General features: G+C 67.9%; 19 protein-coding genes, 3 rRNA genes and 1 pseudogene. 3 read left to right on the top strand and 20 right to left on the bottom strand.

Annotated elements, in window-relative coordinates:
• Positions 1-59 precede the first annotated feature (59 nt).
• Positions 60-1235 carry a cation:proton antiporter gene (locus tag ACRXBZ_RS06845; RefSeq protein ID WP_190823330.1) on the top strand — a complete coding sequence of 392 codons (1176 nt, stop codon included), beginning with the start codon at positions 60-62 and terminating at the stop codon, positions 1233-1235.
• Positions 1236-1290: 55 nt separating this feature from the next.
• Here the strand turns inward: ACRXBZ_RS06845 and ACRXBZ_RS06850 are convergent, their stop codons facing one another.
• The 7 genes from ACRXBZ_RS06850 to ACRXBZ_RS06880 all read right to left on the bottom strand — a co-directional run bounded on the left by ACRXBZ_RS06850 (position 1291) and on the right by ACRXBZ_RS06880 (position 6808).
• The gene (locus ACRXBZ_RS06850; RefSeq protein WP_433878317.1) at positions 1291-2058 is read right to left on the bottom strand and encodes a pseudouridine synthase; all 768 of its coding nucleotides are present in this window, start codon (positions 2056-2058) and stop codon (positions 1291-1293) included.
• Positions 2048-2713, bottom strand: a complete 666-nt coding sequence (gene scpB, locus ACRXBZ_RS06855; protein ID WP_433878318.1) for an SMC-Scp complex subunit ScpB — start codon at positions 2711-2713, stop codon at positions 2048-2050. Before scpB ends, ACRXBZ_RS06850 begins: the two co-directional genes overlap by 11 nt.
• Before the next feature lie 196 nt (positions 2714-2909).
• Positions 2910-3761: a segregation and condensation protein A gene (locus tag ACRXBZ_RS06860; RefSeq protein ID WP_433878319.1), complete on the bottom strand. Its 852-nt coding sequence runs from the start codon at positions 3759-3761 to the stop codon at positions 2910-2912.
• Positions 3758-4108 carry a hypothetical protein gene (locus tag ACRXBZ_RS06865; RefSeq protein ID WP_168584340.1) on the bottom strand — a complete coding sequence of 117 codons (351 nt, stop codon included), beginning with the start codon at positions 4106-4108 and terminating at the stop codon, positions 3758-3760. Before ACRXBZ_RS06865 ends, ACRXBZ_RS06860 begins: the two co-directional genes overlap by 4 nt.
• Positions 4105-5043, bottom strand: a complete 939-nt coding sequence (locus ACRXBZ_RS06870; RefSeq protein WP_168584341.1) for a ParA family protein — start codon at positions 5041-5043, stop codon at positions 4105-4107. Before ACRXBZ_RS06870 ends, ACRXBZ_RS06865 begins: the two co-directional genes overlap by 4 nt.
• 164 nt (positions 5044-5207) lie before the next feature.
• Positions 5208-6188, bottom strand: coding sequence for a site-specific tyrosine recombinase XerD (gene xerD, locus ACRXBZ_RS06875; RefSeq protein WP_433878320.1), 981 nt, complete (start codon positions 6186-6188; stop codon positions 5208-5210).
• Positions 6152-6808, bottom strand: a complete 657-nt coding sequence (locus ACRXBZ_RS06880) for an NUDIX domain-containing protein (protein WP_433883814.1) — start codon at positions 6806-6808, stop codon at positions 6152-6154. Before ACRXBZ_RS06880 ends, xerD begins: the two co-directional genes overlap by 37 nt.
• 164 nt (positions 6809-6972) lie before the next feature.
• Between ACRXBZ_RS06880 and ACRXBZ_RS06885 the strand changes: the two are divergent.
• Positions 6973-7071, top strand: a pseudogene (locus ACRXBZ_RS06885) (IS982 family transposase); the annotation flags it as partial.
• A gap of 188 nt (positions 7072-7259) precedes the next feature.
• On the opposite strand, the gene pyrG reads toward ACRXBZ_RS06885, so the two are convergent.
• The 9 genes from pyrG to ACRXBZ_RS06930 form a co-directional block, all read right to left on the bottom strand.
• Entirely contained in the window at positions 7260-8963 is a 1704-nt protein-coding gene (gene pyrG / locus ACRXBZ_RS06890; RefSeq protein WP_433878321.1) for a CTP synthase, read from the bottom strand.
• Positions 8964-9137: 174 nt separating this feature from the next.
• A complete protein-coding gene (locus ACRXBZ_RS06895; protein WP_433878322.1) occupies positions 9138-10076 on the bottom strand; it encodes a copper transporter in 939 nt (312 codons plus the stop codon).
• A complete protein-coding gene (gene steA / locus ACRXBZ_RS06900) occupies positions 10073-11257 on the bottom strand; it encodes a putative cytokinetic ring protein SteA (RefSeq protein ID WP_433878323.1) in 1185 nt (394 codons plus the stop codon). Before steA ends, ACRXBZ_RS06895 begins: the two co-directional genes overlap by 4 nt.
• Positions 11258-11350: 93 nt before the next feature.
• Positions 11351-13162 carry a DNA repair protein RecN gene (gene recN, locus ACRXBZ_RS06905; protein ID WP_433883815.1) on the bottom strand — a complete coding sequence of 604 codons (1812 nt, stop codon included), beginning with the start codon at positions 13160-13162 and terminating at the stop codon, positions 11351-11353.
• A gap of 335 nt (positions 13163-13497) precedes the next feature.
• Positions 13498-14394 (bottom strand): NAD kinase, encoded by an 897-nt coding sequence (locus ACRXBZ_RS06910; RefSeq protein ID WP_168584346.1) that lies wholly within the window; start codon positions 14392-14394, stop codon positions 13498-13500.
• Positions 14395-14442: 48 nt separating this feature from the next.
• Positions 14443-15285, bottom strand: a complete 843-nt coding sequence (locus ACRXBZ_RS06915) for a TlyA family RNA methyltransferase (RefSeq protein ID WP_433878324.1) — start codon at positions 15283-15285, stop codon at positions 14443-14445.
• A 5-nt stretch (positions 15286-15290) separates the two neighbouring features.
• Positions 15291-15530 (bottom strand): hypothetical protein, encoded by a 240-nt coding sequence (locus tag ACRXBZ_RS06920; protein WP_433878325.1) that lies wholly within the window; start codon positions 15528-15530, stop codon positions 15291-15293.
• Between the two features lie 96 nt (positions 15531-15626).
• Positions 15627-16637, bottom strand: a complete 1011-nt coding sequence (locus ACRXBZ_RS06925; protein ID WP_433878326.1) for an HAD-IIA family hydrolase — start codon at positions 16635-16637, stop codon at positions 15627-15629.
• Positions 16634-17638 carry a tetratricopeptide repeat protein gene (locus tag ACRXBZ_RS06930; RefSeq protein ID WP_433878327.1) on the bottom strand — a complete coding sequence of 335 codons (1005 nt, stop codon included), beginning with the start codon at positions 17636-17638 and terminating at the stop codon, positions 16634-16636. The genes ACRXBZ_RS06925 and ACRXBZ_RS06930 overlap by 4 nt, the downstream gene beginning before the upstream one ends.
• Positions 17639-17704: 66 nt before the next feature.
• Here ACRXBZ_RS06930 and ACRXBZ_RS06935 point away from each other — a divergent pair, with 66 nt between their 5' ends.
• Positions 17705-18958, top strand: a complete 1254-nt coding sequence (locus ACRXBZ_RS06935) for a hypothetical protein (protein ID WP_433878328.1) — start codon at positions 17705-17707, stop codon at positions 18956-18958.
• Positions 18959-19164: 206 nt separating this feature from the next.
• Here the strand turns inward: ACRXBZ_RS06935 and rrf are convergent.
• The 4 genes from rrf to tyrS all read right to left on the bottom strand — a co-directional run bounded on the left by rrf (position 19165) and on the right by tyrS (position 26109).
• Positions 19165-19281 (bottom strand): 5S ribosomal RNA (gene rrf / locus ACRXBZ_RS06940).
• A gap of 121 nt (positions 19282-19402) precedes the next feature.
• Positions 19403-22474: ribosomal RNA gene (locus ACRXBZ_RS06945) — 23S ribosomal RNA — on the bottom strand.
• Between the two features lie 235 nt (positions 22475-22709).
• Positions 22710-24237, bottom strand: a 16S ribosomal RNA gene (locus ACRXBZ_RS06950).
• Together the 16S, 23S and 5S rRNA genes form the textbook arrangement of a ribosomal RNA operon.
• A 597-nt stretch (positions 24238-24834) precedes the next feature.
• Positions 24835-26109, bottom strand: a complete 1275-nt coding sequence (gene tyrS / locus ACRXBZ_RS06955) for a tyrosine--tRNA ligase (RefSeq protein WP_433878329.1) — start codon at positions 26107-26109, stop codon at positions 24835-24837.
• Between the last annotated feature and the right edge of the window lie 14 nt (positions 26110-26123).

Here is a 26123-nt window from a genome sequence, read left to right on the forward strand (position 1 = left end):
CCAGCGCGTGCCGATCCCCTGACAACTCCATACGCAGGGCACACGCGAGAGGAAACACGGTGCACGACACGGCGATCTCCCTAATAGAACTGGGTGCGGTTTTCTTCGGTCTGGGCATCCTCGGGAGACTCGCATGGAAAATCGGGGTGTCACCGATCCCGCTATACCTGATCGGCGGGCTGGCCTTCGGCACCGGCGGCCTGATCCCCCTGCACGGCATCGAACCGTTCACCCACCTCGCCTCCGAGATCGGCGTGGTCCTGCTGCTGTTACTGCTGGGCCTGGAGTACTCCGCGGGTGAACTCGTCACCGGCTTACGCCGCTCCTGGCTGGCCGGTGTCATCGACATCGTGCTGAACGCCGTACCCGGTGCGCTGGTGGCCCTGCTGCTGGGTTGGGGTCCGCTCGGCGCGTTCACCATGGCTGGCGTCACCTACATCTCCTCCTCCGGCATCGTCGCGAAGGTGCTCGGAGACCTGGGTCGGCTCGGCAACCGGGAAACGCCGGTGATCCTGTCGATCCTGGTCTTCGAGGACCTGGCGATGGCCGTCTACCTGCCGATCCTGACCGCCGTGTTGGCCGGCGTCAGCTTCCTCGGCGGCCTGACCGCGGTCGGGGTGTCGCTGGTCGTGATCACCCTGGTGCTGGTGGTCGCGCTGCGCTTCGGCAAGTACGTGTCCGCGCTGGTCGACAGCCCCGACCCGGAGGTCTTCCTGCTGCGCCTGCTGGGCGCGGCGCTGCTCGTCGCGGGGATCGCCTCGGAGCTGCAGGTCTCGGCGGCGGTCGGCTCGTTCCTGCTGGGCATCGCGATCTCCGGGTCGACCGCGGCGAACGCGACCCGCATGCTGGAGCCGCTGCGCGACCTGTTCGCCGCGCTGTTCTTCGTCGTGTTCGGCCTCAACACCGACCCGAGCCAGATCCCGCCGGTGCTGCCGGTGGCGCTGCTGCTGGCGGTGGCGACCTGCGTGACGAAGGTGCTCACCGGCTGGTTCGCCGCCCGGATGCAGGGCGTCGGCCGGATGGGTCGGCTGCGGGCCGGTGCCGCGCTGGTGGCGCGCGGCGAGTTCTCCATCGTGATCGCCGGGCTGGCCGTCGCCTCCGGCGCGGTGCCGGGCGAGCTCGCCGCCCTCGCCACCGCCTACGTGCTGCTGATGGCGATCCTCGGCCCGGTCGCGGCCCGCGTCGTCGAGCCGGTGGCCCGGATGTTCCTCCCCAGCCAGGCGAAGAAGGCCTGACCGGAAAAAGCCTCCGGCCGATCCGAGCGGACCGGCCGGAGGCTCCGGAGCAGCTTCAGAGACCCACCGCGCGGTAGAGCGAGCCGATCTCCTGGCCGTTCAACGGCCGGATCGCGCCCGGGCGCTCGCTGGTCAGCCGCACATCGCCGATCCGCGTCCGCACCAGGCGCTGCACCGGGTAGCCGACGTGCTTGAGCAGCCGCCGCACAATGCGGTTGCGGCCCTCGTGCAGCACGATCTCCACCAGCGAACGGTTCTGGTTCATGTCGACCAGCTTGAACCGGTCCACCTTCACCAGACCGTCCTCCAGCTCCACGCCCTTGCGCAGCTGCTGCCCGAGGTCCTTCGGGACCGACCCCAGCACCTCCGCCAGGTACGTCTTGCGCACCTTGTACGACGGGTGCATCAACCGGTTCGCCAGCTCGCCGTCGTTGGTGATCAGCAGCAGGCCCTCGGTGTCCTGGTCCAGCCGCCCCACATGGAACAGCTTGCCCTGCCGTTCCCGCAGGTAGTCACCGATGCACGGACGCCCCTTGTCGTCCGACATGGTGCACAGGATGCCGCGCGGCTTGTTCAGCAGCAGGTGCGTCAGATCGTCGTTGACCATCACCCGGTTGCCGTCCACGTGGACCACCGCGGTCGCCGGGTCGACCCGGCGACCCAGCTCGGTGATGACCTCGCCGTCGACCTCGATCCGCCCCTCGACGATCATCTCCTCGGCCGCGCGCCGCGAGGCCACCCCGGCCTGGGACAACACTTTCTGCAGCCGCACGCCTTCCGGGTCGGCAGTGCTGCTGGACGGGGAACGGTGCTCAGACGTCATCAATCGAATCCACTTCGGGCAACAAGGGGGCGAGCGGCGGCAACTCCTTCAACGACGACAGCCCCAGCCGCTCCAGGAACAGCTCGGTCGTGCAGTACAGGATGCCGCCCGTCTCCGGGTCGGTTCCGGCCTCTTCGATAAGGCCGCGCCCCACCAGGGTACGGATGACGCCGTCGACGTTCACACCCCGTACTGCCGCGACCCGCGAACGCGTCACCGGCTGCCGGTAGGAGATCACCGCGAGGGTCTCCAGCGCGGCGCGCGTCAGCTTCGAACGCTGCCCGTCCAGCAGGTACCGCTCCACGTACGGCGCGTACTTCTCCCGCGTGTAGAACCGCCAGCCGTCCCCGACCCGCCGCAGGTCAATGCCCCGCTCCGCCTCGGCGTAACCAGCCGAGAGCCGCCGCAGCGCGGACCGGATCCGGGCCACCGGCTGCTCCAGCGTGTCTGCCAGCAGCTCCTCGCCCGCCGGCACGTCGACCACGAGCAGCAACGCCTCCAGCGCGGCATCCAGCGCCGCATCGGAGGTCAGGTCCGGCGCGCTCGGCGTCTCCACCGCCTCGGAGTCACCAGCGGCCTGCGACGGCTCCTGCGGCTCAGCGGGCGGCGGGGTCGGCGACTCCTCCGCCGCGGCCTGCGGCTCCAGCTCGGTCACCCGTACTGCTTCCTCTGTTCTCGATCAATTTTGATCGAATCGGATATTTCGCTCTCCGCGCAGACACACACCTGACGCTGGAGTCCTGGTCCGGCAGTCTGGACCGAGGCGATTGTGCCAAGACAACGCGCCTGCTCGACAAGCTGCGTAAATTTGCCTGGATTGAGTCCGGCAGAGTACGCGATCCGCGTCACTTTCACCCGTACTCCTCTTCTTCCTGGCTGGCGCGTTGCACCTCGGCTTCGACCTGCGCCTGCGCCACGCTGCCGCCCACCCAGCTCACGACCAGCTCGCCCAGCGGGGTCTCCTGCTCGAACAGCAAGACCTTCTCCCGGTAGAGCTCGAGCAGCGCCAGGAACCGCGCCACCACCTCGACTGTGTGCCCGCAGTCCGACACCAGCTCCGAGAACGTCGCGCTGCCCTTCTCCGCCAACCACACCCGCAGCAGCGCCGCGTGCTCGCGCACCGAAACGCCGTGCTGGTGGATGTGGTCCAGCGAAACGGTCGGCGGCGGCTTCGGCCGGAACACCGCGGCCGCGATCTCGGCGAACCGCTGCGGCGAAACCCCGATCACCACTTCCGGCAGCAGGTTCGCGAACCGCTCCTCCACCGACACCGAACGCGGATAGCGCCGCAACGCCCCGGCTTCCAGCTCGCCGAACAACGCGGCCACCTGCTTGTACGCGCGGTACTGCAGCAGCCGCGCGAAGAGCAGGTCGCGGGCCTCCAGCAACGCCAGGTCCGCCTCGTCCTCGACCTCCGCAGCCGGCAGCAGCCGGGCCGCCTTCAGGTCTAACAGCGTCGCGGCGACTACCAGGAACTCGGTGGTCTCGTTCAGGTCCCACCGCTCGCCGAGCGCCTTGGTGTAGGCGATGAACTCGTCGGTGACCTTGTGCAGCGCGACTTCGGTAACGTCCAGCTGGTGCTGCGAGATCAGCTGCAGCAGCAGGTCGAAGGGGCCCTCGAAGTTCTCCAGCCGCACCGTGAACCGACCGCCTGCGCCGGGGTCCTCGCTCGACTGCTCCGCCGGTACCGCGGGGTCTTTCACTCGGCGGGCTCCTGCAGGCGCCGCACCAGCACCGAGTCCGCGCCGTTCTTGTCGAGGTCGGCGAGCACCACGGCAACCGCTTCGCGCACCACGCGGCCCCGGTCCACGGCGATGCCGTGGTCGGCCCGCAATGCCAGCCGCGCCTGCTCCAAGCCCAGCAACTCCTCGTCGGACACGTACACGGTGATCTTCGAATCGTGCTTGCGCCGTCCCGAGCCGGACCGGCCCGCCGCGGGCTGTGCCGCGGGTGCAACCTGCTCCGTCGCCGGCGCATTCGCGTGATCCGTCCGGGGAACAGTAGTACGGAACAGTTCGGCCGCTCCTGGCAGGGCGACCCGACGCGTCATCGGGCGATCACCTCGCGCGCCAGCGCCCGGTACGCCTCGGCGCCGGCCGAGCGGGGCGCCCAGCGGGTGATCGGCTCGCCGGCCACCGTGGTCTCCGGGAACCGCACCGTCCGGTTGATCACCGCATCGAAGACGATGTCGCCGAACGCCTCGACGACGCGCGCCATCACCTCGCGCGAGTGCAGCGTGCGCGGGTCGAACATGGTCGCCAGGATGCCGCTGATCTCCAGCTTCGGGTTCAGCCGCTCCCGCACCTTCTCGATGGTGTCGATCAGCAGCGCCACCCCGCGCAGGCTGAAGAACTCACACTCCAACGGGATTATCACGCCGTCCGCGGCGGCCAACGCGTTCACCGTCAGCAGCCCCAGCGACGGCTGGCAGTCCACCAGCACGTAGTCGTACTCCGCCAGCGCCGGCTGCAGCACCCGGTGCAGCGTCTGCTCCCGGCCCACCTCCGCGACCAGCTGCACCTCGGCCGCGGACAGGTCGATGTTGCTGGGCAGCAGGTCCATGCCCTCGACGGTGGTCTGCCGCACCACGTCCTGGATGGCGACCGGCCGTTCCATGATCACGTTGTAGATGGTCTGGTCGAGCTGGTGCGGCTGGACCCCGAGGCCGACCGAGAGCGCGCCCTGCGGATCGAAATCCACCAGCAGCACCCGACGCCCGTACTCCGCCAGCGCTGCGCCGAGGTTGATCGTCGACGTGGTCTTCCCGACGCCGCCCTTCTGGTTGCACATCGCGAGCACCGCTGCGGGACCGTGCCGGTCCAGCAGCGGCGGCTCGGGGATGTGCCGACGTGGCCGGCCAGTGGGACCGAGGCCGCGCGAGTCCGGCGCGAGGCCGACCTCCTCGCGGCCCGTCGTCTCCGGGGCGATGCTCAGGTCGACCGCGCCCCGGGGCCGCCCTTCGGCGGCGGGCTGCGGCAACGACATGGCGATCTGACTCCTTCTGGTGCCCGTGGCGATCAAACGCAGCCTAAGTGGCATTCGTTACCAGCGGCAACGCGCCTCGCCGTGGTGTCGGAAGTTCCCTGTGATCTGCGTGTGATCAACGTCTACCGCGTGCACCACCCGCTCGCATTCGCAGTGTCACCAAGTCACTCCGTAGCGTGTGCGCGGGGGTGCGAAGTCGCGTAGACCTCCCGCAGCGTGCTCACCGTGATCAGGGTGTAGACCTGGGTCGTCGTGACCGAGGCGTGGCCTAGTAGTTCCTGCACCACGCGGACGTCCGCGCCGCCCTCCACGAGATGCGTGGCGAACGAATGCCTAAGCACGTGCGGCGAAACCGAGACGTTGATGCCGGCGCGCTGCGCGGCGGTCTTCAACGCATTCCACGCGCTCTGCCGGGAAAGCCGGGTGCCGCGCGAATTCAGGAACACCGCGGCACTACCGCGCCCGCGCGCGGCCAGGCCAGGCCTGGCCCGCACCAGGTACGCGTCCAGCGCCGCCAGCGCCGGTCGGCCGATGGGCACCAGCCGTTGGCGGCCGCCCTTCCCGTCCAGCAGCACGGTCCGGTTGGTGCCGTCGATGTCGTCGAGGTCCAACCCGACCGCTTCGGAGATCCGCGCTCCCGTCGAATACAGCACTTCCAGCAGTGCCCGGTCCCGCAGGCCCCGGGCGTCGTCGCCCCCGGCGTGATCGAGCAGCTTCCCGACGTCGCCGATGGAAAGCGCCTTCGGCAGTCGCTTCGGCGGGCTCGGCGGCGCGACATCGCGCGCGACGTCGACCGGCAGCAGCCCCTCGGCGTGCGCGAAGCGGTGCAGGCCGCGGGCAGCCACGAGGGCTCGGGCCGACGACGACGGCGCCAGCGCGGGCCGCTGCTCGGTGCCTTCCCGGAGCTCCGCCAGGAACCCGGACACGTGTTCCGAACGCACCTCGCCGAGCCCGGAAATCCCCGCCCCGACCAGGAATTCGGCATACCGGCGCAGGTCCCTGGCGTAGGAGTCGAGGGTGTTGCGGGCGGTGCCGCGCTCGACGGCGAGGTGGTCGAGGTACCCGGTGATCGCCCCGCACAGGTCCGGCGGCAGCTTCTCGAAACCCCTCACCGGGCGGCGAAGCTCTGGGGCCGGTCCAGCCATTCGGCATCCGCCGGGCGAGGCTCCACCCGGCCCTCGCGGACCGCGTGGGCGGCGAGCAGCCCCGCCACCCCGGGACCGTTGACGATCTCCCCGGCCAGCGCCATCCGCACCGCCTCGACGAGCGGGAAGCGCCGGATCACCAGGTCCGCCTCCTCGTCCCCGACCGCCGCCGGAAGGTCCACATCGGACAATCCGGTGCCCAGGAACACCCGCACGCATTCGTCGGTGAAACCGGGCGAAGTGGCCACGTCGACCAGCACCGACCAGTCCCGGGCGGCGAGCCCGGCCTCCTCTGCGAGCTCCCGCTGCGCGGTGCGCACCGGCTCCTCCCCCGCCACGTCCAGCAGCCCGGCCGGCAGCTCCCAGAGCCGCCGGCCGACCGGATACCGGTACTGGTGGACGAGCACCACCTGGTCGTCCTCGTCGAGGGCCACCACCGCGACCGCGCCGAGGTGCTCGACGACCTCGCGGCGCGCGTGCCCGCCGCCGGGCATCCCGACCTCGTCGGCCCGCAACGCGAGGATCTTGCCCACGTAGACGTCCTCGCTGGCCAGGGTGGTGAATTCGTGCTCGCCGTTGGTGCGAGCGACGCCGTTGTCCGTCGTGTCCACGCCGCCCACCCTAGACGAGTAAGTCCAAATTCCTGCGGGCATGAGGCGAGGGCGTCCATGATCTGCAGCGAAGGTGCCGTGCGTGTTTTTGGGTGCTATGGCACCCAAAAACGCTCACGGGTGTTCTTCCGCCACGCGAAGGTGGCAATCGGCAGACGTTGCCCCGAACAGGGCGCGTCGCCCAGCGTGTGCTGTCCCTGGCCGCCGCGATCTGGCACAACTTCCGCACCGGCCAGCCAGTCACTCGCTCGCTCACCGCCTACGCTCACTGATCGTATTCAGACTTACTCGTCTAGAAGAAGCCGCCCACCCTGGAAGAAGCCGTTGTCTTCGTAGCGGCGAAGCCGCCTGGCCCGCCCTCGCAACCGGCGCCGTTGCGGGTTCACCGGCTGTACCCGCCCGCAGAACGAGCCTGGAAACGGCCTTCGAACCCGCCGATCACCCGCCGATCACGCGCCGATCACGCGCTGGGCGCGGGTTCCTGGACGGGCTCCAGCTCCACGGGCAGCCGCTCCGCGGCACGGTAGTCCAGGGCCGCCTTCACGAACGCCGCGAACAGCGGGTGCGGACGGGTAGGGCGGCTCTTGAGCTCCGGGTGCGCCTGGGTGCCCACGAAGAACGGGTGCACCTCGCGCGGCAGCTCGACGAACTCCACCAGCCGGTCGTCCGGGGAGGTCCCGGAGAACACCAGGCCCGCCTTGCTCAGCCGGTCCCGGTAGGAGTTGTTCACCTCGTAGCGGTGCCGGTGCCGCTCGGCGATCTCGGGGGACCCGTAGGCCTCGGCGACGATCGAGCCGGCCAGCAGCTTCGCCGGATAGGAACCCAACCGCATGGTGCCGCCCATGTCCCGGTCACCGGAGATCACATCGTGCTGATCGGCCATCGTGCTGATCACCGGGTGCTTGGCGGGCTCCTCGAACTCCGTGGAGTTGGCCCGCTCCAGCCCGGCCAGCGACCGCGCCGTCTCGATCACCATGCACTGCAGGCCCAGGCACAGGCCCAGGACCGGGATGCCGTTGGTACGGGCGTAGCGGATCGCGCCGAGCTTGCCCTCGATGCCGCGCACCCCGAAGCCGCCCGGGATCAGCACACCGTCCATTCCGGACAGCGCCTGGGCCGCGCCCGCCTCGGTCTCGCAGCTGTCCGAGCCGACCCAGGAGATCTCCACCTTCGCCCGGTGCGCGAAACCACCGGCGCGCAGCGCCTCGGTGACCGACAGGTAGGCGTCGGGCAGGTCGACGTACTTGCCGACCAGCGCGATCCGCACCCGCTCGGACGGGTTGTGCACCCGGTCCAGCAGGTCGCCCCACACCGACCAGTCGACGTCGCGGAACGGCAGCCCGAGCCGCCGCACCAGGTAGGCGTCCAGGCCCTCGCCGTGCAGCACGCGCGGGATGTCGTAGATCGACGGGGCGTCCGGGCAGGCCACCACGCCGTCCGCGTCCACGTCGCACATCAGCGCGATCTTGCGCTTGAGGTCCTCCGGCAGGTCCCGGTCGGCCCGGCACACCAGCGCGTCGGGCTGGATGCCGATGTTGCGCAGCGCCGCCACCGAGTGCTGCGTCGGCTTGGTCTTCAGCTCGCCCGAGGGCGCCAGGAACGGCACCAGCGAAACGTGCAGGAAGAAGCAGTTGTCCCGGCCGACGTCGTGCCGCACCTGGCGGCAGGCCTCCAGGAACGGCAGCGACTCGATGTCGCCGACCGTGCCGCCGACCTCGGTGATCACGACGTCGGGGGTGCGGCCGTCCTCGTCCGGTTCGGCCATCGCCCGGATCCGGGCCTTGATCTGGTCGGTGATGTGCGGGATCACCTGCACGGTATCGCCCAAGTACTCGCCGCGGCGCTCCTTGGCGATGACCGTCGAGTACACCTGACCGGTCGTCACGTTGGCGTTCTTGGTGAGGTCCCGGTCCAGGAACCGCTCGTAGTGCCCGATGTCGAGGTCGGTCTCGGCGCCGTCCTCGGTCACGAACACCTCACCGTGCTGGAACGGGTTCATCGTTCCCGGATCGACGTTCAGGTAGGGGTCGAGCTTCTGCATGGTCACCCGCAGACCGCGGGAGGTCAGCAGCTCGCCCAGGCTGGACGCCGTGAGCCCCTTACCCAACGAGGAGGCCACGCCCCCCGTGACGAACACATGCTTGATCGTGCGTGCTTGCGGCACCAACAAAAGCTCCCCGTGGTCAAGCCGTCGCCTGGCTGGATTTCTGCGCTGGCAGGACGGCAGGATCCGTCGCTCCCACGGAATTCCAGCCTAACGCACGACCATCGGGGCGTGCACCGAGACCCGCCCCTACCGGTCCGGCCGGCCGGGGCGGGTCAACCGCCATCCGGCGGCCTACCCGCGAGTCGCCGGTACCGGCCCTTGGGCACTGCCGGCGACGCCGTAGTGCCCCGCCTGCCCATCTGCCTGCTCCCGCAGCGCAAGCACGACCACCACCCGCCCCGAGCTGCTGTCCAGGTCGTCGACGGTGGACAGCGCCGACGCCATCGCCGGATCCGCGCGGACCACCCCGACCGGCCCGGTCCCGTCGGCCGAACCGACGCCGCCGGCGAGCACCGCGCCCTGACCTGCCCGGTCGACCTGGGTCGCAAAGCGGGCCAGCGTCGCGGCCTTGTCCCCCGCGCCGTCGCCCTCGAACCGGCCACCGGTGAGCACCACGGCGAGCTGCGCGGGCCGCAAGCCCTCCGAGGCGGTCGCGAAGCCGCCGCCGGCCAGGCCCGCGAACGCCGCCGCCCGCTCCTGGTCGCCGGTCTGCGGCTGGCCGGTCTGCGGGTTCAGCAGCGCAAGCGGCCCGATGAGGCCCCCGGCCAGGGTTCCGGGATCGGCCGCCGTGGGCAGCTGCACACCGGCGGGCAGCAGTTCGGTGACCACGTCCCTGAGCTGGTCCGCCCGGCTCGGGTCGGCGAAGGCCTGCCCCAGGCGCACCTCTCCGGTGACGTCCGCACCCGCCGCGCGCAGCAGCTGCGCCACCGCGTCGCGCTGCTGCCCGGAGGCGTCCGCCGAGGTGATCAGCACGACGCTGCGCTGCGCCAGCTGGCCCTGCACGGTCAGCGGCCCGACCGCCGCGTTGAACCGGTCGGCGGCCGCGACCTGTGCCTTGAGCGCCGTCCGCTCGGCGTTGAGGGCGCCGACCTGCCCCTGCAACGACTGCCGCTCGTTGCCCACGCCCGCCAGCAACCGGCCGCTGAGCGACGAGGAGCCGACCAGGACGCCCACGGCCAACGCCAGGAACACCGCGGCGATCGACACGATGTGGTACCGCAACGAGATCACGTGAAAAGCCCCTCGAGATAGCCGGACACGGAGTCGCCGGTGTCCGTGACCGCGGTCATGAGAGCGGTGCCCAGCCCGGAGACCAGCAGCGCCACGACCGCCACCAGCAGCACCGAGAGCACCAGCAGCACGATGGCCCCGACCGGCGTCCGGCTGCGCTGGAGCGTGGCCACCGCCGCGCCGTCGATGACCTTGCTGCCCAGCCGGAGCCGGGTGAGGAACGTCGACGGGTTCGAACCGGAGCGCCCGCGGTCGAGGAATTCGCTCAGCGTCGCGTGGAACCCGACCGTGATCACCAGGCTCGCCTTGTGCGCGTCGGCGAGCAGCAGCGCGAGGTCTTCCGGGTTCCCCGACGCGGGGAACGTCACCGCGCCGACCCCGAGGTCCTGGATGCGTTCCAGGCCGGGCGCGTGCCCGTCGAGGTGGGCGGGGATCACCATTTCCGCGCCGCACTTGAGGGTGGCGGTGGCGATACCGTCCGGGTCGCCGACGATGACGTCCGGCTTGTGCCCGGCCTTGCGCAACGACTCGGCGCCGCCCTCCACCCCGATCAGCACCGGCCGGTACTCCCGGATGTACCTCTTCAACCGCCGCAGGTCGTCGGCGTGGCCGTACCCGGGCGCCACCACGAGCACCTGGCGGCCCTCCATCGACGAGCTCAGCCCGGGCACGCCGACGCCGTCGAGGATCAGCGTCCGCTCCTTGCGCAGGAACTCGATGGTGTTCGCCGAGAACGCCTCCAGCTGCGTGGCCATCCCGGCCTTGGCCTCGATGAGCAGGTCGGCGACGGAGTTGGCGTCCTGCGCCGTCCCGCGTCCGATCTCCCGGTCCCCGACGAATACGCCGCCGTCGTGCAGCCGGATCTTCGCGCCGTCCTTGACCCGGTGCACGAGCTCGGGGCCGACGCCGTCGACCAGCGCGATCCCGGCCGACAGCAGCACTTCGGGACCGAGGTTCGGGTAGCGCCCGGAGATCGAAGGAGCGGCGTTGACGACCCCGACCACCCCGGCCGAGACCAGCGCTTCGGCGGTGCGCCGGTCCAGGTCCGCGTGATCGATCACCGCGATGTCGCCGGACCGGACCCTGCGCGGCACATCACGCGAACGCCGCTCGACCCTGGCGATCCCGGCCACACCGGGCAGGCTTTCCTGCTGACGGGCAAGCAGACCGCTGAGTTTCATGCACCGATGGTGACAAAAACCGATCACCTGTCGTTGGTACGCCACGCCGATATGACTGACCCGGAAGCAGCAGAATCTGTTGGGCCGAATGGCCTACTTCCCGCTGCGTTCCCGCTTCTTCGGCGTCGGCTTAGCGCGCCGCCGGAACCGGGCCTGCGCCAGCTTGTAGGCCGTCGCGGTGTCCAGCAGCTCTTCCGCGTGAGCCCGGCCGGTCTCCGTCGAGTCCATCCCGGCCAGCATCCGCGCCAGCTCGACGACCCGCCGCTCGTCGGCGACCACCCGCACGTCGCTGCGGGTCAACCCGCCGTCGGCGGCGCCCTTGTCCACCACGAGGTGGCGGTCGGCGTAGGCGGCGACCTGCGGCAGGTGGGTGACGACCACGACCTGGTGGGTGCGGGCCAGGCGGGCCAGGCGCCGCCCGATCTCCACCGCGGCCCGGCCGCCGACCCCGGCGTCGACCTCGTCGAACACCAGCGTCGGCACCGTGTCGGCATCGGCGAGCACGACCTCCAGCGCCAGCATCACGCGGGACAGCTCACCGCCCGAGGCGCCCTTGTGGATCGGCAGCGCCGGGGCGCCGGAGTGCGCGATCAGCTGCAGCTCGACCTCGTCGACCCCGTCCGGGCCCGCGTGCAATGTGCGGCCCTGCACCGGCAGCGCGTTCGGGTCGCCCGGATCGCCCTCCTTCGGCCGGACCACGACCTCCAGCCGCGCCTGCGGCATCGCCAGCCCGTCCAGCTCCTCCGAAACCGCCGCGGCGAGCCCAACGGCGGCAACCTTGCGGGCCTCGGACACCGCGACGGCGTGTTCGGCGAGCTCGGCGGCCAGCTCGTCGCGCCGCGCGGCCAACGCCGCCAGCGCCTCCTCCGAAGTGTCCATTCCGGACAGTCGGCTGCGCGCTTCCGCCGCCCAGGCCAGCACGCCGTCGACGTCCGCGGCGTACTTCTTCGTCAGCTGCTTCAGCTCCGCCTGCCTGGCCAGCACCTGCTCCAGCCGGGCCGGGTCGGCGTCCAACCGGTCCAGGTAGCCGCCGAGCTCGCCGCCCACGTCGGCCAGGACCGCGACGGCCTCCGCCACCCGCGGCTCCAGCTCCCGCAGCACCGGGTCCTCGGCGCCCCCGAGGCGCCGCCGGGCCTCCCCGATCAGGCCGATCGCGCCAGGCACGTCCGGGTCGCCATCGGCAGAGCCGGTGAGCGCCAGGTGGGCGCCCGTCGCGATCTCCCGGAGCTGGTCCACGTCCGCGAGCCGCCGCGCCTCGTCGACCAGCGAGGCATCCTCGCCGGGTTCCGGGGCGACGGCCTCGATCTCGGCCAAGCCGTGCCGGAGCAGCTCCGCTTCCCGGGCCAACTCCCGCGAGCGGGCGGTCCGTTCGGTGAGTTCCCGCACCGCGCCGCCCCACTCCGCGCGGACCCGCTGGTAGTCGGCGAGCACGTGCAGCACGGGTTCCCCGGCAAACCGGTCCAGCACCGCGCGCTGCTCACCGGAACGCAGCAGCCGCAGCTGATCGTTCTGCCCGTGCACCGCGAGAACCTGCTCCGCCAGCTCGGACAACACGGCGTTGGGCACCGAACGACCACCGAGGTGCGCCCGCGAGCGGCCGTCGGCCGCCACCGTCCGCACCGCGATCAGGCTGCCGTCCTCGTCGGGCTCGGCCCCGGCATCGGCGGCAACCTTGGCCGCCGGCGAGTCGATCGTGGTCTGGAACCGGCCCTCCACGACGGCACGCTGCGCACCGGACCGGACCCGCGAGGCATCCGCCCGACCACCGCCGAGCAGGTGCAGCCCGGTGACCACCATCGTCTTACCGGCGCCGGTCTCACCGGTGACCACCGTCAGGCCGGCATGCAGTGCGAGCGTGGCGTCGTCGATGACGCCCAGTCCCTGGATGCGCATCTCCGCCAACACATCAAGCACCCTAGCGGCATCGCCCGACCCACGGATCCCCACTGGGGTGATCCGCACTCAACCGAAATTTGTGGCGGGCTTGCGTAGCGGTGCGGGTCCTCCGGGCGTTAGGACGTGTTTTATAAGCGGCGGCAGCCGCTTGCGGTGTGGGACTCGACTGGCACCGCCGCGGGTTCTCAGGGGCTGTGCCCGCCGAAGGGCTCTCGGCGAGGCCAGTCCCGACGCGGTGAATTGGCGTTCATGATGTTCGGGGAACACCCGCGCGAGAAGGCCACAGCAACTCCCGCAGGGGGCCGCTACCCGCACCGCTACGCAAACCACTTTCGAAACAGGCCTTAGCCGGCTTTGGCGGGGCCGCGCCAGCCCTGTACCGGGAGCTCGAACTTGCGGACCAGGCGGTCCGTGAAGGCCGTGTCGTGCAGCCGCACCAGGCGCAGCGGCGTCTCCCCCGCGACCACCTCGACCCGCGCACCCGGCGGCAGGTCGAACTGGCGTTGCCCGTCGCAGAACAGCACCGCGTGGTGGCCGTGCTGGTCGATCTCCAGCGCCACCAACGACTTCTGCGACACCACCAGCGGCCGGGCGAACAGCGCGTGCGCGTTGCTCGGCACGACCAGCAGCGCCTGCACCTCCGGCCACACCACCGGGCCACCGGCGGAGAACGCGTACGCCGTGGAACCGGTCGGGGTGGAGCACAGCACGCCGTCGCAGCCGAACGCCGACACCGGGTGACCATCGACCTCCACGACCAGGTCGAGGATCCGCTCCCGGCTGCTCTTCTCCACGCTCGCCTCGTTGAGCGCCCAGGTGCGGACCAGGACCTTGCCGTCGAGCTTAGCGGTGACCTCGATGGTCATCCGCTCCTCGACGTAGTAGCGGGACTCGACGACGGCGGCCACCGCCTCGTCGAGCGCGTCGGAATCGGCCCCGGCCAGGAAACCGACCCGGCCGAGGTTCACCCCGAAGACCGGCACGTTGGCCAGCCGCGCGAGCTCCGCGGCGCGCAGCAGGGTCCCGTCACCACCCAGCACCAGGACGAGCTCGGTGCCCACCGCCGCCTCCGGGCCGGGCTCGACCACCTGGAGGAAGCAGTCCGGGCTGAGCTCCGGCGCCTCCTCGGCGAGCACCCGCACCCGCAGGCCCGCGTCGATGAGCTGACCGGCCACCTTCTCCGCGGTGCGCATGTTGTGCTGCCTGCCGGTGTGCACCACCAGCAGCACCTCTCGGGTCAACTGCACTCCTTAAAGCTTTCAGCCGCTTGCGGTGTGGAGCTGGAACAATCAGTTACCGGTGCGAGCCTTGCCTGAAGTTTGCGGCCCCTGCCGCACCGCGTCCACCACGAACGCTTCCGCCGCGTCCGCCCCGGTGCTCGATCCCGGGCGCAGCCAGGCGAAGTACTCGACGTTGCCGGACGGACCGGGCAGCGGGCTGGCCACGACGCCGCGCAGGCCCAAGCCGAGTCCGGCCGCGAACCGCACGACCTCCAGGACGGCTTCGGCGCGCAGCTCGGCGTCGCGTACCACGCCACCCGAGCCTAGCCGCTGTTTGCCCACCTCGAACTGCGGTTTGATCATCGGCACCAGATCGGCGTCCGGCGAAGCGCACGCGAGCAGCGCCGGCAGCACCAGCTTCAACGAGATGAACGACAGGTCGGCGACCACCAGATCCACCGGGCCACCGATGTCCTCGGGAGCCAACGACCGCACGTTCGTCCGGTCGTGGATCCGCACCCGATCATCGGTCTGCAACTTCCAGACCAGCTGCCCATACCCGACATCCACGGCCACCACCTCGCGCGCGCCCCGGCGCAGCAGCACATCCGTGAACCCGCCGGTGGAAGCGCCCGCGTCCAGGCAGCGCCGATCGGCGACGGTCAGCCCCTCGGGCTCGAACGCCTCCAACGCCCCCAGCAGCTTATGCGCGCCGCGCGAGGCCCAACCCGGATCGTCGACGTCCTCGGCGACCACCACAGGCGCGTCGATCTCGACCGCGGTCGCGGACTTGCGGGCCACCATCCCGCGCACCGTCACCCGGCCCGCAGCGACCAGTTCGGTGGCGTGTTCGCGGGACCTGGCGAGCCCGCGACGAACCAGTTCGGCATCCAACCGCGCCTTGCGTGGCACTACCGTCACATCCTGTGTGCACTCGTTGCGGAGAGGAGGTTGTCGGCCTTCGACAGGGCGTCGGTGAGCGCGGCGTGCACCGCCTCGAACCGCCCGACGTGCTCGGCCACGGGCAACTCCCGCACCTCGTCGAGCTCGGCCACGGCCGCCGCGATGGCGTCGATCGCCGGTTGACCGTCGTCGGCCGGGCGCGCCAGCATCGCGGGATTCGGCGCCTGCGGCCCCTGCTGCCACGGAGAGGTCATCCGCTCCTGCTCCCATCGATCACGCCGCGACCGCTGTAGCGGCGACGTGTCCACGCTAGCGGAACGCCCCGACGGCGACGCCGCGACATGCACCGATCAGGCCAAGCCCAATTGCCTCAACATGTCCTGCGCGTGCTCGTCCGCGCCGTGCACGGCAACCGGGCCTGACGACGTGGCCCACCAAGCGGCGCAGAGCGCGCGGAGCGCCGACAGCGCGTCGCCCGGCTGTTCCCCAGCCCGCGCGGCCAGTTCCAGCGAGTCATTGCCGACGCGGACCTGCCACGCCTCCTGCTCACCGATGGCGACCTCACTCGGCGACTGGTGCAGCGCCCGGAGGTCCGCCCCGACGTAGTCGGGACGCAGGCCGTCGGCGGCTTCCAGCAGGTCCTGCGTCGTGCTGACGCCGGTCAGCACCATCAGCACGGGCATCCCGGCGTTGACCGCGCCCGCGATGTCCGTGTCGAGCCGATCCCCGACCATCAACGGCGCCTCGGCGCCGGCGGAGGCGACCGCGCGGTCCAGCAGCGGTCGCTCCGGCTTGCCGGCCACCAGCGGATCCTGGTCGGTCGCCGCCTGCACGAGCGCGACGAGCGCACCGTTGCCGGGAAGCAGACCTCGCTCCGTCGGCAAGGTGCGGTCGCCGTTGCACGAAACCCACAATGCGCCCGCGCGGATCGCCAAGCACGCCTCCGCGAGATCGCGGTACCCGATCTCGGTGTAGAGGCCCTGCACGACCGCGACCGGCTCGTCGGCGAACTCGGTGACCGGCACCAACCCCGCATTGTCCACTTCGGACACCAGCGCGGGGGAACCGACCACGAGCACCTTCGAGCCGGGCGCCAGCTTCTCCGCCAGCATCGCGGCGCCGGCCTGGGCGCTGGTGCTCACCTCAGCCCGCTCCGCGTCCAAGCCGAGGCCGGCGAGGTGATCGACGACCGCCTGATCCGGTTTGGACGCGTTGTTGGTCACGTAGCGGACCGGGATGCCGCGGCGGTGCACCTCCTGGATCGCCTCCAGCGCACCAGGAACGAGTTCACCGCCGCGGAACACCGTGCCGTCGAGGTCGAACAGCACGACGTCGTGGCCATCGAGAAGCGTGCCGCTCACTGCGCTCGCGCGTCCCCTTCTGCGTTGCTCGCGTCGGCGTCGGTGGCATCCGATTTGGCCGCCTTCTCAGAGGTCTCGCCGGACGCTTCGGTCTCGGCCGCCTTCTCGGAGGTTTCGCCGGACGGTCCGGTCTCGGCGGCCTTCTCAGAGGTTTCGCCGGACGCTTCGGTCTCGGCGGCCTTCTCGGAGTCAGCACGCGCGGCTTCCGGCTGCTCGTCGGCCTCGTCGTCGATCTCGTCGTCGAGGTCATTGTCGATCTCGTCGATCTCGTCGTCGAAGTCCTCGTCGTCGATCTCGGCTGCGGCCTCAGCCTCCGTGACGAGCTCCTCGACCACGTCCGGGCCACCCAGCTTCTCGGCGAGCTCCTCAAGCCGCTCCGCGGCGTCGGTCTCGTCCTCGTCATCGGCGTTGGCCGCGTGCACGAACCAGGTGAAGGCTTCCCGCTCCCGCCCGGCCGCCAGCAGGTTGTCGGCGTAGGCGTAGAACAGGCGCGCGCTCCACGGCTCCTGGCGCTTCGGGTCCAGCTCCGCCATCTGCAGGCTCACCACCGAGGCCTCGATCTCGCCGAGGTCCCTGCGAGCGCCCGCAGCGACGATGCGCAGTTCGACCGCGTCCTCCTGGTCGAGCTGGGTGGCTTCCTCGCTGCGGCTGAGCTCCACCGCGCGCTCCGGCCGCCCCATGGCGCGCTCGCAGTCGGCCATCATCGCCAGGTGCCCGGGCCCGCCGGCCATGCGCCGGACGGCGCGCAGCTCCGCCAGCGCCTCGTTCCACTCTCCGACCAGGTACGCGGTGAGGCCGTTGGCCTCGCGCACCGAAGGAATGCGCGGAGCCCGCTGGCGTGCGTAACGCGCGTGCTCCAGGGCCCGCTCCGGCTCCGAGTCGATCAGCTGACCGGCGGCCACGAGGTGCACCGCGACCTTGTCGGCCAAGCCCTTTGGCAGCGTCAGCAGCTCGCGGCGGATCTCGATGTCCAGATCCCCGGGCTCCAAGCCCTCGGGCAACTCGGGCTCGCTCGCCGCGGGCGACTCGACGGCCGCCTCGTCACGCGACTCCGCCCGCGGCGAGTCGTGCCGGAAACCACCCCGGCCCCGACGGTCGCCACCGCGCTGCTCGCCACCGCGGTGGTCTCCGCCGCGACGGTCCCGATCCGGACGACCGCCGCGGTCGCGGTCGAACCGGGCGCCCTGCGGACGCGGCCGGTCATCCCGCCGCCGGTCGTCCCGACGGGGCCGGTCGTCGCGCGGCCGGTCGTCGTCCCGGCGCGGCCGGTCGTCTCGCTGGCGGTCGTCGTCCCGCCGGGGCCGGTCATCGCGCCGGAAACCACCGCGGTCGTCCCGCCGGCGGTCGTCGAAGCGGGGCTTGCCCGGCCGGTCGTCGCGACGCCCGTAGCCGCCGCGCCGGTCATCCCGGCGGAAATCGCCGCGCCCGCGGTCGTCACGGCGGTCATCGCGCTTGAAACCGCCACGGTCATCACGTCCACGGTCATCGCGACGGTCGTCACGCTTGAAACCGCCACGGTCATCACGTCCACGGTCATCGCGACGGTCGTCACGCTTGAAACCGCCACGGTCGTCACGGCGGAAATCGTCGCGACGCGGCCGGTCGTCGCGCCGGAAGTCCCGACGACCGCGATCGTCCTGTCCGCGGTTGTCCCGACGGTCGTCACGCTTGAAACCGCCACGGTCATCACGTCCACGGTCATCACGGCGGAAATCGTCGCGACGCGGCCGGTCATCGCGCCGGAAGTCCCGACGACCGCGATCGTCCTGTCCGCGGTTGTCCCGACGGTCGTCACGCTTGAAACCGCCACGGTCATCACGTCCACGGTCATCACGACGGTTGTCGAAGCCGCGACGGCCGTCCTGCGCGTCGAACCGGCGAGGCCGGTCGTCGCGGCTGCGGTCGTCACGACGGTCATCACGCCGATCATCGCGTCGATCGTCGCGTCGATCGTCGCGGCGGAAGCGGTCCCTGTTGTCGGAGTCACGGCGGAAACCGCCGCGGTCGTCTCGGCGGAAGCCACCGCGGTCGTCGCGTTGACCGCCAGGGCGCCCGCCCTGGCCGCGGAACCGGTCGCGGCCGCCGCCGAAGTTGTCGCGGCCGCCCCGGTCGTCCCGGTTGCGGTCGTCTCGATCATTGCGGTTGCCGCGGTTGTCGCGGTCGCCGAAGCCGCGCGCACCACCGTCGCGGTCCCGGCGGGGACCGCCGAAGGAACCGCGGCGATCGAAGCTTCCGCGGCCGCCTTGGCCGCCTCGGCCGGCACCGGCCCCACGGCGGGAGTCGCCGCGCCTGTCGTCGGAACCGGACACCGAACCTCCTGAAGCAGAAAAAGAACTGAAGCCCCAACAGCGTAGTCCCACCTGGTGGCGGGTCGTGGGGGGTGGCACCCCCGATGTGAACGGGGACAACTCGTGTGGACCGTGCGGCGTTCGAACGGACACCGCGACGATGCCTGGACGAAAAACAAGAGGCCGACCGGAGATCCGTCCCTCCAAGGACGGGTCCGGTCGGCCCCTTTCAAATAGTGTGTCGGCGGTGTCTTACTCTCCCACACCCTGTCGAGTGCAGTACCATCAGCGCTGGGGAGCTTAGCTACCGGGTTCGGAATGGGACCGGGCGGACCCTCCCCGCCATCGCCACCGACAACCCTCACCCCGCCGAAAACGACGGGAAACCAGGCGTCAGAACACGAATGACACATGTTCAATTATCAAAAGGTTCTGGTTGTTGCCCCAGAACCGTATAGTGGGTGCGTAGCAATCTTTGTGAGCAAGTCCTCGGCCTATCAGCACCAGTCAACTCCACACGTTACCGTGCTTCCATATCTGGCCTGTCAACCCAATCATCTCTTGGGGGCCTTAACCCACAACGGGTGGGAGACCTCATCTAGGAACAGGCTTCCCGCTTAGATGCTTTCAGCGGTTATCCCTCCCGAACATAGCCAACCAGCCACGCCCTTGGCAGAACGACTGGCACACCAGAGGTTCGTCCGTCCCGGTCCTCTCGTACTAGGGACAGCCTTCCGCAAGTCTCCTACGCGCGCGGCGGATAGGGACCGAACTGTCTCACGACGTTCTAAACCCAGCTCGCGTGCCGCTTTAATGGGCGAACAGCCCAACCCTTGGGACCAACTCCAGCCCCAGGATGCGACGAGCCGACATCGAGGTGCCAAACCATGCCGTCGATATGGACTCTTGGGCAAGATCAGCCTGTTATCCCCGGGGTACCTTTTATCCGTTGAGCGACACCGCTTCCACCAGCCAGTGCCGGATCACTAGTCCCTGCTTTCGCACCTGCTCGACCCGTCAGTCTCACAGTCAAGCTCCCTTATACACTTACACTCAACACCTGATTGCCAACCAGGCTGAGGGAACCTTTGGGCGCCTCCGTTACCCTTTAGGAGGCAACCGCCCCAGTTAAACTACCCACCAGGCACTGTCCCCGATCCGGATCACGGACCCGAGTTAGATGCCCGGAACGACCAGAGTGGTATTTCACCAACGACTCCACACCCACTAGCGTGAATGCTTCACAGTCTCCCACCTATCCTACACAAGCCGAACCAAACACCAATACCAAGCTATAGTAAAGGTCCCGGGGTCTTTCCGTCCTGCCGCGCGAAACGAGCATCTTTACTCGTACTGCAATTTCACCGGGCCTGTGGTCGAGACAGCGGAGAAGTCGTTACGCCATTCGTGCAGGTCGGAACTTACCCGACAAGGAATTTCGCTACCTTAGGATGGTTATAGTTACCACCGCCGTTTACTGGCGCTTAAATTCTCCGCTACACCCCAAAGGGTTCACGGGTCCTCTTAACGTTCCAGCACCGGGCAGGCGTCAGTCCATATACATCGCCTTACGGCTTCGCATGGACCTGTGTTTTTAGTAAACAGTCGCTTCTCCCTGGCCTCTGCGACCACCACCAGCTCCCCAAGCACGTCGGTTCACCAGCAGTGGCCCCCCTTCTCCCAAAGTTACGGGGGCAATTTGCCGAATTCCTTAACCACAGTTCACCCGACCGCCTCGGTATTCTCTACCTGACCACCTGTGTCGGTTTCGGGTACGGGCCGTGAAGACACTCGCTAGAGGCTTTTCTCGACAGCATGGGATCACTCACATCGCCACAACGGCTACGCATCACCCCTCACCCACAAGGCATGCGGATTTACCTACACACCGGGCTACAGGCTTACACCAGTACAACCACTCACTGGCAGAGCTACCCTCCTGCGTCACCCCATCACTTAACTACCGCCCCATCAGGTCCCATGCCAGCACGCATATCACCCAAAGGATCAACACACACCAAGATGGTTAGTATCAAAGGTTTCGCTATGGACGCATCAACACGGGTACGGGAATATCAACCCGTTATCCATCGACTACGCCTGTCGGCCTCGCCTTAGGCCCCGACTCACCCTGGGCGGACGAACCTTCCCCAGGAACCCTTGGTCATCCGGCGGCAGAGATTCTCACTCTGCACTCGCTACTCATGCCTGCATTCTCACTCCCACACACTCCACACCAGGATCACTCCGGCGCTTCACCGCATGCAGGACGCTCCCCTACCCAACAACACACAGTGTCATTGGCATGGCTTCGGCGGTGCGCTTCAGCCCCGCTACATTGTCGGCGCAGGACCACTTGACCAGTGAGCTATTACGCACTCTTTCAAGGATGGCTGCTTCTAAGCCAACCTCCTGGTTGTCTCGGCGATCCCACATCCTTTCCCACTAAGCGCACACTTAGGGGCCTTAGCCGATGCTCTGGGCTGTTTCCCTCTCGACGACGAAGCTTCTCCCCCGCCGTCTCACTGCCACGCTCAACTCAGGCGTATTCGGAGTTTGGCTGATCTCAGTAACCCGCGAAGGCCCATCAACCAACCAGTGCTCTACCCCACCCAAGCAACCACGCAACGCTGCACCTAAATGCATTTCGGGGAGAACCAGCTATCACGGAGTTTGATTGGCCTTTCACCCCTACCCACAACTCATCCCCCAGGTTTTCAACCCTGGTGGGTTCGGGCCTCCACACGGTCTTACCCGCGCTTCACCCTGGCCATGGGTAGATCACTCCGCTTCGGGTCTACACCACGCGACTAAAAACGCCCTATTCAGACTCGCTTTCGCTCCGGCTCCCCCACACACGGGTTAACCTCGCCACGCAGCAGTAACTCGCAGGCTCATTCTTCAAAAGGCACGCCATCACCCAAAAGGCTCTGACGGTTTGCAGGCACACGGTTTCAGGAACTCTTTCACTCCCCTCCCGGGGTACTTTTCACCATTCCCTCACGGTACTATCCACTATCGGTCACCAGGAAGTATTTAGGCTTAGCGAGTGGTCCCGCCAGATTCACAGCACCCTCCACGAAAGCGCTGCTACTCGGGAACACCACCACACGCACCGATCGCATTTTCGCCTACCGGACTCTCACCGTCTACGGTCAGGTTTCCCAACCTATTCGACTAACACGACACAGCAACGCTGGCAGACTGGTAGATCTGCCCAGTAGCGTCCCACAACCCCGCACACGCAACCCCTACCAGGTATCCCACGCGCACGGTTTAGCCTCCTCCGCTTTCGCTCGCCACTACTCACGGAATCACCAGTGTTTTCTCTTCCTACGGGTACTAAGATGTTTCACTTCCCCGCGTTCCCCCCAACACCCTATATATTCAGGCGCTGGTAACCCGACATCACTCGGGCTGGGTTACCCCATTCGGACACCCTCGGATCACAGCTCGGTTGACAACTCCCCGAGGACTATCGCAGTCTCCCACGTCCTTCATCGGCCCCTGGTACCAAGGCATCCACCATGTGCCCTACATAACTTGGCCACAAAGATGCTCGCACCCACTATACAGTTCTCAAACAACAACCAAACCACCAAGAAAACACCCACACACCACGTGCGCAGCGTGTTCTCTCAGACACCCAACAGCGGACTGCCTTGCTGAAAGTTAGTGTGTTCCACAATCCATTGAGCGTCACGGCAGAGAAACATCCGTCCCCTACACCGCGAACACTCCCAACCGATCCCAAAAACCAGCCAGGGTGTGTATTGCTCCTTAGAAAGGAGGTGATCCAGCCGCACCTTCCGGTACGGCTACCTTGTTACGACTTCGTCCCAATCGCCAGTCCCACCTTCGACCACTCCCCCCACAAGGGTTGGGCCATGGGCTTCGGGTGTTACCGACTTTCATGACGTGACGGGCGGTGTGTACAAGGCCCGGGAACGTATTCACCGCAGCAATGCTGATCTGCGATTACTAGCGACTCCGACTTCACGGGGTCGAGTTGCAGACCCCGATCCGAACTGAGACCGGCTTTAAGGGATTCGCTCCACCTCACGATATCGCCACCCTCTGTACCGGCCATTGTAGCATGTGTGAAGCCCTGGGCATAAGGGGCATGATGACTTGACGTCATCCCCACCTTCCTCCGAGTTGACCCCGGCAGTCCCCCACGAGTCCCCGGCATAACCCGCTGGCAACATGGGGCAAGGGTTGCGCTCGTTGCGGGACTTAACCCAACATCTCACGACACGAGCTGACGACAGCCATGCACCACCTGTACACCAACCACAAGGGAAACCCCATCTCTGGAGCTGTCTAGTGCATGTCAAACCCAGGTAAGGTTCTTCGCGTTGCATCGAATTAATCCACATGCTCCGCCGCTTGTGCGGGCCCCCGTCAATTCCTTTGAGTTTTAGCCTTGCGGCCGTACTCCCCAGGCGGGGCGCTTAATGCGTTAGCTACGGCGCGGAAACAGTGGAACCCATCCCCACACCTAGCGCCCAACGTTTACGGCGTGGACTACCAGGGTATCTAATCCTGTTCGCTCCCCACGCTTTCGCTCCTCAGCGTCAGTATCGGCCCAGAGACCCGCCTTCGCCACCGGTGTTCCTCCTGATATCTGCGCATTTCACCGCTACACCAGGAATTCCAGTCTCCCCTACCGAACTCAAGTCTGCCCGTATCGACCGCAAGCCCACAGTTAAGCTGCAGGTTTTCACGGCCGACGCGACAAACCGCCTACGAGCTCTTTACGCCCAATAAATCCGGACAACGCTCGCACCCTACGTATTACCGCGGCTGCTGGCACGTAGTTAGCCGGTGCTTCTTCTACACCTACCGTCAACCCCAAAAGAGGCCTTCGTCGATGTCGAAAGAGGTTTACAACCCGAAGGCCGTCATCCCCCACGCGGCGTTGCTGCGTCAGGCTTTCGCCCATTGCGCAAGATTCCCCACTGCTGCCTCCCGTAGGAGTCTGGGCCGTGTCTCAGTCCCAGTGTGGCCGGTCACCCTCTCAGGCCGGCTACCCGTCGTCGCCTTGGTAGGCCATCACCCCACCAACAAGCTGATAGGCCGCGGGCTCATCCTGCACCGCCGGAACTTTCCACACACCACCATGCAGTGATATGTCATATCCGGTATTAGACCCCGTTTCCAAGGCTTATCCCAGAGTGCAGGGCAGATTACCCACGTGTTACTCACCCGTTCGCCACTCATCCACACCCGAAGATGCTTCAGCGTTCGACTTGCATGTGTTAAGCACGCCGCCAGCGTTCGTCCTGAGCCAGGATCAAACTCTCCAACAATGCTGTTGAACAATCCCAGCAGACACTCAAACCATCAAAGGCGAGCATCATACTCAAAGAAACCACCAACCACACAAAACCTGCATGATCGGGGGCATAAAAGAACACTAACCAAAACAGTCCGCTGTTGAGTTCTCAAAGAACACACCCACACCATCACCCCCAGCCAACGGCTAGGAAGCTCCGGGGAGCATATCTTCTTCGCGCTTTTGCTGTTGACCAGAGTAGCAGGCCCTTTTTCGGTCTCACCGGGGGGTCGCCCCACCGGATCGGCGCCGAATTTCGGCTCGCTATTCCACTCGGCCACAGCCAAGCACTGTTCTATCAAAGATCTGGCTGGAAACCGCGACCTCGTCCTGCGGACAGAAAGCCCGCCTGACCAATCTCGATTTCCCATCGGGACGCCCACTCTACCGCCAGACGGCAGGAGCTTGGTTCGCGACCCCGTGTCAGCGCCCGGCCCGTTTTTCATCGGCCCGTTCCGCGCTGACCTGAAATAATTTACGCGTTGATCCGTGCCAAGTCAAATCGGCTCCGAGCAGCACCGGAAAGAACTGAAAATGCAGTTCAACGCCCCTTTCCGGTGCTGATTCCAGGCTAGTGCACGACCTTGACGCCCGCAGTGTGACGCTTGCCACGACGAATTACCAGCCAGCGGCCGTGCAGCAGATCGTCCTTGCTCGGCGACCACTCCTCATCTGCGATTTTGTCGTTGTTGACGTACGCGCCGCCCTCTTTGATGGTGCGCCGCGCCGCGCCCTTCCCGTTCGCGAGGCCGGTTTCGACGAGCAGGTCCACGATCGTCGGGGCGTCGGCGAGGCGGACCTCCGCGGTCGACACGGCGGCCATCGCGGCGTCCAGGGTCGCCTCGTCGAGGTCGGCGATCTCGCCCTTGCCGAACAGCGCCTGGCTGGCCGCGACGACCTTGCGGGTCTGGTCCGCGCCGTGCACCAGCGTGGTCAGCTCCTCGGCGAGTTGGCGCTGGCCGGCCCGCAACTGGGGCCGCTCCGCCGTGGTCCGCTCCAGCTCGTCGATCTCCTCGCGGTCGAGGTAGGTGAACAGCCTCAGGTACTTCGCGACGTCCGCGTCGGCGGCGTTGACGAAGTACTGGTACCAGGCGTACGGCGTGGTCATCGCCGGGTCCAGCCAGACGTTGCCGCCGCCGGTGGACTTACCGAACTTGCGGCCTTCCGAGTCGGTGACCAGCGGCACGGTCAGCGCGTGCGCCGCGACCGACTCCTGCTTCCGGACCAGGTCGACCCCGGCGATGATGTTGCCCCACTGGTCGGAGCCGCCGAGCTGCAGCCGGGTGCCGTACTTCCGGTACAGCTGCACGTAGTCGTTGGCCTGCAGCAGCATGTAGCTGAACTCGGTGTAAGAGATGCCGTCGGTTTCCAGCCGCCGCTTCACGGTTTCCCGCGCCAGCATCGTGTTCACCGAGAAGTGCTTGCCGATGTCCCGCAGGAACGCCGTGACCGGCAAGTCGGCGGTCCAGTGCGCGTTGTTCTCAACGATCGCCCCCGTCGGCGAGTCGTCGAAGTCGACGAACGCGGACAGCTGGTCACGGATCTTGGCGGTCCACTCCAGCACGGTGTTCTCGTCGTGCAGGTTGCGCTCGCCGACGTCGCGCGGGTCGCCGATCAGGCCGGTGGCGCCACCGGCGAGGACCACCGGCCGGTGCCCGGCCTGCTGGAAGCGGCGCAGGGTCAGGATCGGGATCAGGTGCCCGGCGTGCAGGCTGGGGCCGGTCGGGTCGAAACCGGCATAGAGCGTGAGCGGCCCGTCGTCGAGTTCCCGCCGCAGCGAGTCAAGGTCGGTGGATTGCGCGATCAGGCCGCGCCAGGTCAGCTCGTCAAGGATGTGCTCGCTCACGCAGTTCAGTTTCG

Origin of the sequence: Saccharopolyspora hattusasensis (genome assembly GCF_050972075.1) — a bacterium.
Classification (GTDB): Bacteria; Actinomycetota; Actinomycetes; order Mycobacteriales; family Pseudonocardiaceae; genus Saccharopolyspora; species Saccharopolyspora hattusasensis.

What these genes read in the sequence shown, in the direction of transcription:
- xerD (WP_433878320.1), bottom strand. Translation starts at nt 6,188, where the DNA reads ATGGCTGGACCGGCCCCAGAGCTTCGCCGCCCGGTGAGGGGTTTCGAG.
- steA (WP_433878323.1), bottom strand. Translation starts at nt 11,257, where the DNA reads ATGAAACTCAGCGGTCTGCTTGCCCGTCAGCAGGAAAGCCTGCCCGGT.
- ACRXBZ_RS06850 (WP_433878317.1), bottom strand. Translation starts at nt 2,058, where the DNA reads ATGACGTCTGAGCACCGTTCCCCGTCCAGCAGCACTGCCGACCCGGAA.
- ACRXBZ_RS06865 (WP_168584340.1), bottom strand. Translation starts at nt 4,108, where the DNA reads ATGACGCGTCGGGTCGCCCTGCCAGGAGCGGCCGAACTGTTCCGTACT.
- ACRXBZ_RS06870 (WP_168584341.1), bottom strand. Translation starts at nt 5,043, where the DNA reads ATGTCGTTGCCGCAGCCCGCCGCCGAAGGGCGGCCCCGGGGCGCGGTC.
- ACRXBZ_RS06920 (WP_433878325.1), bottom strand. Translation starts at nt 15,530, where the DNA reads ATGACCTCTCCGTGGCAGCAGGGGCCGCAGGCGCCGAATCCCGCGATG.